Raw genomic sequence first — 11056 nt, forward strand, 5'->3', positions numbered from 1 at the left:
GAGAATATTCTATATTTGAAAACCAAATTTAATATATGCCGAGCGGCCACTGGACCTATCCGCATAAGCACCAAGATTTGCCGCACGATATAAATTTTCGTTGAATAGATTCTTGAGTATTAATTTAATACTCAGGTCATACTGAGTAATCGTGAAAACACGCGACAAAGATGCATCTACAGATTGGTAAGCATCAAGCTTACTGAGCTCCTGAGGATCTAAAGATCGATCTGACACGCCATAAATACCTAAAGTTGCGTCCCAACTATACGAAAAATCCCAGTGGTTAAAAATACTCCATGTAATATCAGGTACATGTGAAGCAGCGTGCGTCTCACCTACCCCCACAATTCTATTTTTCAATAGGGTTAAGTGCGACAAAACTTGCCAATAATCGCCGAAACCGTAACTCACATCAAATTCCAAGCCGGTGACATTATGCTGAAATGGACCCTGCAATTTCCGAACACCACCCTCAACCTCTAAATTATAAACATGAGATTTTTTAATATCAAAAAGTGCTACGGACCAAGCCAATGAATCACCAAAACCCAATTTCTTTAGCCCAAGCTCCCACTGCTGAGCCACTTCAGGATCTTGAGAGAAATTACCGAGATCATCGATCAAATATCGAACAGCTATAGATTCACTATAATTTGAAAAAAATGACAGCTCATCTATAGGCTGAAACACAATACCAAACTGGGGAGAGATATCACTAACATTACCAACAAGGCCTATAGCATCATCAGTAATGCTTCTCTGCTCTCCTATAAATTTTGACAACCTTCCGCCAAAGGATGTCATCCAGGCACTATTCCAACGTGTATGTAATTGGGCGTAAAGGCCGTAGTCATCCCGTAACACCCTATATTCCTTTAACCTTGAATTTGATACAGCATCCGAGCCTTCCCGCGATAGCCAAATATCATATAACCCCACCTCTTTAGTATTTTCACCAGTACTCCAACTCAATGGGTCTAGAGGTCGGTATTGCTTAAGTGTAAATAGTTGGTATAAGTCTTGATGATACGAGTCGAGCCCCAAAATGCTTCTATGCTCAAAACCATAAGTGCTGAATGTTCCGGTTAAGTATACATTTAGCGAAACATCTGTTTCGTACTCACCTTGATCTTCCAATACCATTATTTCGGGAACAACACTACAAGACTCGTTAGCACAGTCTGTACGTACAGTAGAAGCGGCTAAACGATTAGCAATATGACTTATTCCCACACGATCACTATCCAGCGGGCGCGATAGCAGTACGTCGCGGTCGAGAAAAAGATTTTCATCTGTTCTCAAGCCTAAGCGCTGCTCTTCTTGCCATAAATAATTTCCGCTAAGACGCCACTTTGGAGCTGGAAAATAGTGAAACGATGCATTTAGAAGCCCAATACTTGCCGCAAAAGAAGGATTACCTGAATGACCAAAAAATTCTTTGTCAGAAAAGGGAAGGAAATTACCATCAGAGCTTATCGCAAATCGCTCATCTTCATTATCGTGTTTATAATCTTGCCAATGATAGCTTAAAAGAGTTGAAAATTTATCATGCGGCTTTAGTTCAACTGTTGCCATAATATCTTTGCGGACTTGTCGATCATATAAGCCACCTAGCCCTCGATATTCGTGAACACCGACCAACCTCATTGGCGCTAGCCCTCCGAATAGGGATTTACTGTTAACATCGATAACGGTTTCAGCGTAATCATCCACTCCCACCGTCGTATTAAATGATGCTGTATTTTCGTTACCTGTGGTCGAACGAATTACATTCACCACGCCCCCTGCACCAGATTGACCATAGAACAACATTGAAGGCCCCTTAAGCACTTCAACCTTGTCCAGCAATGCTGATGTAAGCTGCATTGCTGTTCGATCACTCAATCGAAAGCCATCAACATATAGACTTTTTCGCCGATAGCCCCGAATATGGTAATCATCATTAGTCCCCCCTAATCCATGTGCTTTTGTGGCACCGCTAGAATATTCCAAAAGGGCTATTAATGATTCAGGCTCAAGATCGTTAATAAAGTTTTTTCCCGCAATATTATGAAAACGACTCGAATCAAAATGAGATATGCCATTGCGATCAAGACTATTTATTGAAAGAGGGTATCGGGTAGGTATACTCTCACCAACAATAATAGTTTCTTCCGATATTACTGGTTTTATCTGCGGCTGAAAGTCTACACCTACAGATAACTGCTGCAATTTAGGCTGTATTAAATATGTATCTCGATCGGCCAAATAAGAGACGGTAACAGGTGCCTGTGCAATAATAAGCGACAAGGCACTCCCCACATGAAAGTTCCCTATAATGGGGGTTGCGACATACCCGATTAAATGGGCCTCCTGCGCTACGATGGATACATCCGTTTGCAGTGCAAACTCAATCACAGCCTGAATCAAAGGCTGCGTAGGGATATCAACATAAACCTTCCGAAACTCTTCCGCTGAAATAGAACAAGAGCTCAGCAGCAAGCATAAAGCAATGATAGCTCGATAAAATTTTCTAAATTTATACTTCCGAATGATTTTCAATGTATTTAAATTTCAGAGAAAATCCATATATAACTATTATCAACCAAATCTGAGAACTCATCAGCAATTAAGTCATTTTGTGAATTAAGCCCGATATATATCTCAGGCTTCCATGCGTTCCTTAATAAAAATGCATTCTCATCCGTATCCCTTTGAGGGATTAAAATCCACCGAGCACTTTTCCACCCAATGTCAATATTACCGATTTCTAAACCACCGTTTTGTATATGTAAAAACTGATCAGGCCTCCAAAGGCTCCGAATGCGATAAGTATTTTCACTAGGTTCAAATAACCATAATGCACTTGCCCAACCTTCTGAAATCGGAGATACTTTTAAATCGTCTTCAGTATTACTTGGCTGAATATTTAAATACAATCGCTCATAAGTATAACTTCTAATCTTATTGGACTTAAGTCCAGCAATAGTCCATCGCTGATTGATATTATAATTACACCGAAAAATATTTATTGCCCGACCATTTAAATGTAGATTATTACTAAATATATCTAAACAGTAATCGACATATTTAATATTCTTTATTACTGAAGTGAACTCATCGTAGACCCATTGCTGGTCATCTGCTTCACTACACTTCGTGGCAACAACTTCAACGCCATCATTAAACTCCTCAGCAAGGGCTAAGCAAAGACCATTTTTTGATTGTATTTCTCCGCTATCACTCCAGATCCACTGTTGATAGGACGCTAAAGGCGCGCAATCCCAAGAGTATATTTTCGACTTTTGATTAAGGCTAAGGTAGTCCGATAAATCCATATTAAGACATTTCCCCACAGAAGAAATTATAAATGTAAATTCTTCTGTCATAGGGCCTAGCCCACTACTTGAACTCGATGTATTCTCACTTTCTTGCGACCCCAATGAAACGCCCCCCCGATCACCTTGTCCACAGCCTACTAGAAGTAATAACGTAATCACCAAGTAAATTTTCATGAAATAACTCTATTCACTGTACACAAAAAATTCATTGCCTGATATTTTTCGCCACTTTAGATTGGCAATATCGGCGATTGCGCTAACAGCATCTTGCTGACTTCCGAGTGACACCACCCCCACGATCGAGACATTGGCTACCGACTGATCCAAAGTAATAGTAATATTTAACGAGGATTCTAGCTCTTCAACAGCATCAGCTAACTTATCCCCCTTGAATACCAGCCTGCCCATGCGCCAGGTAAGCAAGGCTTTTGCATCAATTGATTTAACCGGTATTCCTTGCTGTTGATCTAAAAATGAATGTTGCTGGTTTGCTATTAGAATATCCTCTGCTCGCACCCTATTAGATGTAACACCCACCCTCCCTTCAAGTACCGTTACCACTCCATCACTCTGATCAAGCTCAACAGAAAATTGGGTACCGTGAACCCTTACTACACCAAAAGATGACTTCACAATAAAAGGGGAAGATTCATCCTTTACTACATTAAAGTATGCTCGCCCAGACTCTAGCGTGAAGCTTCGAGTATTATCTCGCAGTATAAAACTACCTTTCGAGCCAACACCTAACATTACCTGCGAACCGTCTTGTAACAATATTTCTTTATAACCGGAGACAAGCTCAAATGTCTCAATCTTTCCGACATCTGCACTTTGGGTATTGAATAGCACTAATATTAGCAGAGTACAAAAAGACAACACACCGGACCACTGCCACCATGAAAATCTATTACCCTCTTTCCTCGCGGCGTCATAACTACGAATAGCCTCACCAGCCTCCCAAGCTCTTTCAGCTTTTAAGTACGCGACTTGGTTTTCAGAGGAAGATTCAAGCCATAAGAAAAACGCTTCGTGCTCTGCTTTACCTAAGCTATTGCTGTTTAATTTGAGAAGCCATGCAGCTGCCTGCTTGCTTGCTTGTGGTTCAAACCACTTTTGCCATATTGCATACTTACTCAACATCGATAGCATCTCTTAATAATGACAAGACTTTCATCATGCGTTTTTCAACCGTGCTCAATGTCACATTAAGTTCCACACTTATTTGCCTATAACTTTTACCATCTATACGGTTTAATAGAAATGTACTCCGATCTTTTTCTGATAGTCGTCCTAGGATTTCATGAACCACCTCAAGGTCTGCTGTAGCTAAAAATTGGCGCTGCAGACAGGGGGAAGCCGCGTCCTGATCTAACGATGCAATATAGTCATCCTGATAGCCTTGACGCCGGATACGGTTAAGTGCGAGATTGGAAGCGGCCCTAAAAAGGTACGCCTTGGGATTCTCTATGTCGCCGACATCATCCATGTTAAGAATTTTCTGAAACGCATCCTGTACAATATCATCCGCCTCGTCACCAACTCCATACTTAAGTCGTAGATGTTTTTTTACGGTTACATAACAAGTACTAAATAGCGCCGCTATACTTTTATCTCTAGACATACTATGCGCACAAATTGATTTGTGCGCATAGTATCAAGGTATCCATACCAGAGAAAGCGTACTAGGCGAACCCTGTTACTTTGTCTGACTCAGCCCGAACAAAAATAATGGAGAGGCCGTGTCTTTCTGGGGCGACAGAAGCAACTGGTTTACATGAAGCTACGACCGCTTTAGCCAGTCATTATGGAGCAGTCCAATCATAGACCGCCTCATCCACTCGCTGTAGATCCCAGGATTTGGCGTTTGCCGCATTAGCTTCACTCAATACCAGCTCCCCATTTAATTCTGATAAATATCGCCCTGTCCAACGGTTTTTTATTCTAAATGAACTGCCGTTAATTTCCAGCTCCCAGTGCGCAGAATGCCACCCTGAAACATCAACACCATCGTGATTTTCAGCCCCCTCAGGGTCTAGTCTGATTTCATCAGCTGCATAATAATTTGGATTTTCGGTGTTTAAGTACTCATTAGTCCAGCGATTCTTAATCATGAAATATCGACCTTTTCTCTCTAGCTTCCACATTGCGCTATGCCAAAGATTATTACCGTCAATAATCGGCAGAATTTCAAACATTGGATCACCATAAGGATCATTATGTGGTACTCGCAATGATCGATTATCCGCCAATGATTCCGTTGCATCACTCAACTGCAGCCTGAAATAATCGCCATAAGCCCAACTTAATGCCACCTTATCAGCAGAGCTTAGTAAAAGATCAGGATCTCTAGATGTGACAGCTTGAATAATGAAATTTTCATTATTTCCTAATGCCAGATAACCTGAATCAGCCCTCAAATACTGGCCATCTACAACACTCTGTATCCGTAAAAAATCACCAGCCTTAATGACTCTCCACTTCGTGTAGTCATTCGAAAAATTAATTGAATCTTTTTCACCTAAACTTGGAATACCAGTATTTATCAAATAGGCATCAGAGTGCGTACCCCAATAACTTTTTATATAATACTCACCAGAAATATTACTAGGTACAAAGTCCCATAAGGCTGAATGCCAACCTGTATCAACATCTGCCACCTCAATATCCACGGCACCTAAACTCTGCGAAGGGTTAGTGTGGAGGCTTTGAATATGCAATGCTGGATTGTCATAGACGTCATCAGGAGTCGAGTCTTCTAAATTTATACGGAAAGCACGATTAAAACCATCAATTCTACCCATTTTTTCGAGGGTTTCATTCACATTATATTTACTCGCGATAAATGAATTTTGGTATTGCGAAACAGAATCTATATCATAAGGCCCAACCAGATCACTAGCATCTCGCTTACCATAATTTTTGTGCTTATATTCACCAGAGGCTTCTAAGGAGGCAACATCAATAGTGACATACTCATCCCTATCATAGGAACACTGCTCATGATTAAACCCTAGCACATGAAACAATTCATGAGCCACAGTATATTTTCCGGGCTCCTCTCTCAGCTCCATTTTTGCATCAAAAATCCAAATAGTAATATCACCAAAATATAAATATTTGTTCTGATAACCAACCGTTGCATTTGAATTACCAGATGATATCCCATCAATCGTTAATACTTCTGGATAATCATGATTAACATTAGTCACATTAACAAATTGTATCGAGGTGTTATCATGATAGTACTTGATCGTATCATCTAGATTTTTTATCGTTTTTTCTGAAATAGGGTTCGCAGTACTTAGCTTGTATGGAACAACTCCTCCAGGCCACGATTCACCTTCAAAGGTAGCGGCTCCTGATGCCACCGAAAATGATGCCAACAAAGAAAAAATTATTGATTTATTCATAGTATACCCTTAGTGATAGTTAACTAAATCCTGAGCCAGCCTGTATTATTCATCAATGAAATCAGACCAACACATACCAACAGACATACCAAACGAAATACACCTCAAAATATTTTTCCCATAACAGCCTTATTGCACAACCCAACCGAGGGTATATGTCAATGGACTACGATATGTTAGGCGGCTCCCAATCAACAGTAACTAGCGAAAGATCGCCCGCCTAATTGTATATTTATGACCATTTTTAAAAATATATTTTATTAACGCGATAAAAAATTGAGGTATTAATTCGCGTAAATGTCTTACCAGGGAAGGGAAATCGATATTGTAGCCCTTCATACGAAAATTAGTTTTGCATAACAATACCTTAGGATGTTAACTATGAAATTATTTAGGAATTACATACTACCGGCAATGATGCTGAGTGGTGCATCAATAGGCGTACAATCAGCGCCTCTCAATTTTGTGGATTTTGATCAAGAGGGAGATATTCTATTTAAGACCATCGCAATCCCAGTCAACTTTCAAGATGCTATTGAGCCGATGGATTCAACTGACAAGCAAAGTATTGACAACGCCCTCAACCAATCTGGGTATAGTGGACCTAATGGCAATCTTTTGGGTTCAGTTTACGACTACTATCAGGACATGTCACACGGAAAGCTACATGTAACACATGAAGTTGTCGATCCCATTACAGTTAGCATGGCAAGCGGTAATGGTAATACAACAATGACATGCGGTGACAGCACCCCACGTGACCCTTTATATTGTGCGCTCGAAGAGGCGTTAGCAGAAGCCATACAAAGAGACCCCAATCTTTTTGATGGTAAGAGTGTTGTAGAAAAAAACGGGCAAGTGGAGTTGGTGTCCTATTTGTTTATTACTTCAGATAACGTAGGGCAAAATTTTGGCGGAAGCACCCGTCACTATCAAAATGATATATCCGCTGGCATTACCGCTGCAAGTGCAGTAAGCACCTCTCAAATAAGGAATAACACTGGTGTAATCAGCGTTAATACAGTGGCCCACGAACTTGGCCACAGCATATTTGAATGGCCCGACATATACGCCACCTGCGCCGTATATGATGCCGAAGAACGAGAATGTAAAGAGACCCACGGAATGTCCGGGCACGCCTTAATGTCCAGCGGGTCTCTAAACGGTAATCCAAGCCCTATCAATCCTTACTTTCGAGCGACAAAAAAAATTTTCAACGGCACCACAGTTGAAATCGCCCCATCATACAGAAAGACCTATAAGCTCAATTACAACTCAGGGAAAGCCTTTAAGATTTATAACCCCGATAATATAAAGGAGTTCATCTCAATTTCGGCTGTTGATAGTGGCACTAATGATTTCTTCAGTGCTGGGCAAGGGACAGGCTTAGCCATATGGCACCATACAGAAAAGTCATGGACTCAAGGTAGGCCCTCCACAGACATATACCCCTCAAAAGACCCATTTGCAGCGATACACTATATTGAGCAAGCCGATGGTCTCTACGAGTTAGATCAATTGCGTAACAACTCTGGAGCCGACGCTGAAGATATATTTGTAAACGGCGACATATTTCCAGCCCCCTCCTCTTTTCGAGAAATGACCTGGTGGGATAGCACCACCTATAATTTCACTATAGAGAACATTCAACTTGACAATGGATACGTACTATTTGACATCATTCCAAAACAAGAAAGTCGTATATCTGTAACAGACTACAACAGTGACTCTAATGTCGGCCCATTTATACAAAGCCCAGAATGTAGCGAGCAATCAGACTGCTACGAATACATGGAAAATACAGCCACTCTTTGGAATGCAAGTAATGATTCAAATGGATTACTGAGGTACACGTTTATTGCCAACTCGGAAACGGTGAACTTTTCCGTACTTGCTGACTTTAATAATAATAGCAATGACAGCTTCTTTTATCGCCTTTCACATGAAGCAAGTTGGCACACACAAAACAATACTCAAACAAATGGTTTTGAGCGTTTAGATATACTCACTTGGAATAATCTGGCTCCCAAAGAAGAGTATGTACTAGAAATACTACGTAGGGAAGACGGGTCTAAATTATCGGAAATCATTTTAAGTAACGCCTCATTTCTTGAGGAAACGTCGGTTATCATGGCAGTCGATTTTCAAAATTCTAGTAATAACATCAACCTTGAAATGATGCCGGACCACATCACATATCCGAATAATGGCCAAAACCAAATTAACATCAACAATTTCAACAACTATTTAAGCTATAGCTTTATCACAGACGAAAGCGGGATTATAGATTTAACTGCTTTCGCCGATCTACCCAATGGAGGAGATGATAGCTTTTATTATCAAATATTCAATGTTGACCAAAATTTTAAAACCATCAATAACCATTCAACTAACGGGATGAGCCCGATAGTTCTACTCGATAAATCCCAGCTAGCCCCCAATACTCGCTATCAGTTGAGAATTATTGAAAGAGAAGACGGAGCCAAAATTAGTGCATTTCTAATTTCCGGTGGTAGATTCCTAACGCCAAAACGATACAACCCTGACACCCCTGTTGCATCTCATGTTAACGGGCCAAAGCGCATCATTAATTATTGGAGGCAAAATATAGCAATAAATAACACAGATGGATTAGATGCTACAACCTATGATTCCGGCTGGTGGAGCGCTCGCTGGACCCTAAGCTACGAAGGAAACGATCTGTACAGTATTCGAAATAGCTGGAAAGGCACTTACCTACAAGTCAATAATGGTGCGCTAGAATTAACTAAGGAGCCGATTGGTGGTGGAGCTGGCTTGTGGAAGCTAGTACCTGGCTGGCACACCTCTGGACTAGGCTCAAATTATCGATTGCAGCACTCTTCTGATGATACAAAATTTCTTCATTTTCAAAACGAAATTTTCCAATATGGTGAGGCGCCTGAAGGCTGGCACAGCTCTTATTGGCTATTAAGTAATTTTTGATTAAATCGCTAAAAAATTGAAAAGTAAAATATATGGTATCTAAAATTTTATAGATGTCGCACAAAACTCAGTGACTCGGCGCCATTAGTCACTGAGTTTTTATGTCTAAACAAAGATTTCAGTACAGGCTCATAAAAAATAATAACGCACTTAAATTTATTAATCAGAACACACCGCCCCACTCCACACAAAAAAGCCCGCTAACACTATTAGCGGGCTTTCGTTTTCACGCTTATACGCTACACATTAACGACACCTAAACGCCGCTTTATCCGCCATTTCAGGTTCTACCTGAATATTGGCAAGGCGTATATTTAAATCGCCGCTACTAATAAAGCTTAGCGCTTCTGTCACATAATCCATATCCAAGCCGGCTTTTTCAAAGCACAGCACATCAACAGACAAGCGATTCCACTCATTAATGGGGGCGGCATTCACTTTTAATGTGATATCGATTCTATGGCTTTTCGCGTTGTCACCCAGCTGTAAATAAACCGGCTTTTCCGCTTTGTTCATACGGTAGATATCAAACGCGATAATTGAATTGCTTTCGACATATCCGCTGAATTTAACCGGAACATCGGTCGTGCGAAGGCTAACCTGCCCCCAAGCATTACCTTTCCATTTAATATCAACGGCATCGCCTTGGGTTTCTTGATCGGCTTCAGATAGGATAATGGTTTTACCGTTAATCAAACTGCTTTGGTAAAGCACTTGCTCGCCTTCAGACTCAACAAATAGCTGCCAAGGGTCACGCGCGCGGCCTTTGAAGAGTGGCGTATTCATCACTAAGCCATCCAGTGCATCTCCGGCATCGGCATTAAGCGTGGGCACTGACTTGCCTGGTTTTGCGTAACTTAAACCGTAACCAAAAGGGAAGAGCGGGTCGTAGTCGGCATCACCCACGTTAACTTCATATTGGTCGGCGTACTTGGGCCAGCTCAGTGGAAGTTTACCGCTAAAATCATAAGCCGCTTTACCACTTTTATTACTAAAGATTAAATCCGCTAAAGCCGCGCCTTGTGTACCGGGTAACCATGCTGCAATAAACGCATCACTCGCATTAATTTCGCGGTTCAACCATAAAGGTCGGCCAGAAATAAATACGCTAATCACTTTAATGCCGTCGGCTTTTAACTTTTCCATTAACAACGCATCACTATGATCACCAGCCTGCCAAGCTAAGGTTTTAATATCACCTTGCCACTCGGCATAAGGTTTTTCACCAAAGACCATAATCGCAACATCAGGCTTTTGGCTATAATCGCCTTTAGGCTTTAATTCCACCTTGCCGCCAGCCGCTTTTACATGACTTTGAATACCTTGCCAAATAGATTGCCCTGTTGGGAAGTCCGCATT

At 41.1% G+C, this 11056-nt stretch carries 7 protein-coding genes; 1 reads left to right on the top strand and 6 read right to left on the bottom strand.

Features of this window, described 5'->3' with window-relative positions:
- Positions 1–9: 9 nt before the first annotated feature.
- The 5 genes from AC3A8L_RS05720 to AC3A8L_RS05740 form a co-directional block, all read right to left on the bottom strand.
- Positions 10–2484 carry a TonB-dependent siderophore receptor gene (locus AC3A8L_RS05720; RefSeq protein WP_487961274.1) on the bottom strand — a complete coding sequence of 825 codons (2475 nt, stop codon included), beginning with the start codon at positions 2482–2484 and terminating at the stop codon, positions 10–12.
- Positions 2485–2549: 65 nt separating this feature from the next.
- A complete protein-coding gene (locus AC3A8L_RS05725) occupies positions 2550–3371 on the bottom strand; it encodes a ricin-type beta-trefoil lectin domain protein (RefSeq protein WP_487961275.1) in 822 nt (273 codons plus the stop codon).
- A 135-nt stretch (positions 3372–3506) separates the two neighbouring features.
- Positions 3507–4463, bottom strand: coding sequence for a FecR family protein (locus AC3A8L_RS05730; protein ID WP_487961276.1), 957 nt, complete (start codon positions 4461–4463; stop codon positions 3507–3509).
- Complete coding sequence (locus AC3A8L_RS05735; protein ID WP_487961277.1) at positions 4453–4944, bottom strand: RNA polymerase sigma factor; 492 nt, start codon at positions 4942–4944, stop codon at positions 4453–4455. Before AC3A8L_RS05735 ends, AC3A8L_RS05730 begins: the two co-directional genes overlap by 11 nt.
- Positions 4945–5125: 181 nt before the next feature.
- The gene (locus tag AC3A8L_RS05740; RefSeq protein WP_487961278.1) at positions 5126–6733 is read right to left on the bottom strand and encodes a M12 family metallopeptidase; all 1608 of its coding nucleotides are present in this window, start codon (positions 6731–6733) and stop codon (positions 5126–5128) included.
- Between the two features lie 381 nt (positions 6734–7114).
- Here AC3A8L_RS05740 and AC3A8L_RS05745 point away from each other — a divergent pair, with 381 nt between their 5' ends.
- A complete protein-coding gene (locus AC3A8L_RS05745; RefSeq protein ID WP_487961279.1) occupies positions 7115–9697 on the top strand; it encodes a hypothetical protein in 2583 nt (860 codons plus the stop codon).
- Positions 9698–9943: 246 nt separating this feature from the next.
- Here AC3A8L_RS05745 and AC3A8L_RS05750 read toward each other — a convergent pair.
- A partial coding sequence (locus tag AC3A8L_RS05750; protein ID WP_487961280.1) for a putative glycoside hydrolase occupies positions 9944–11056 on the bottom strand: 1113 nt, incomplete at its 5' end.

It is taken from the genome of Marinagarivorans sp., assembly GCF_982758155.1.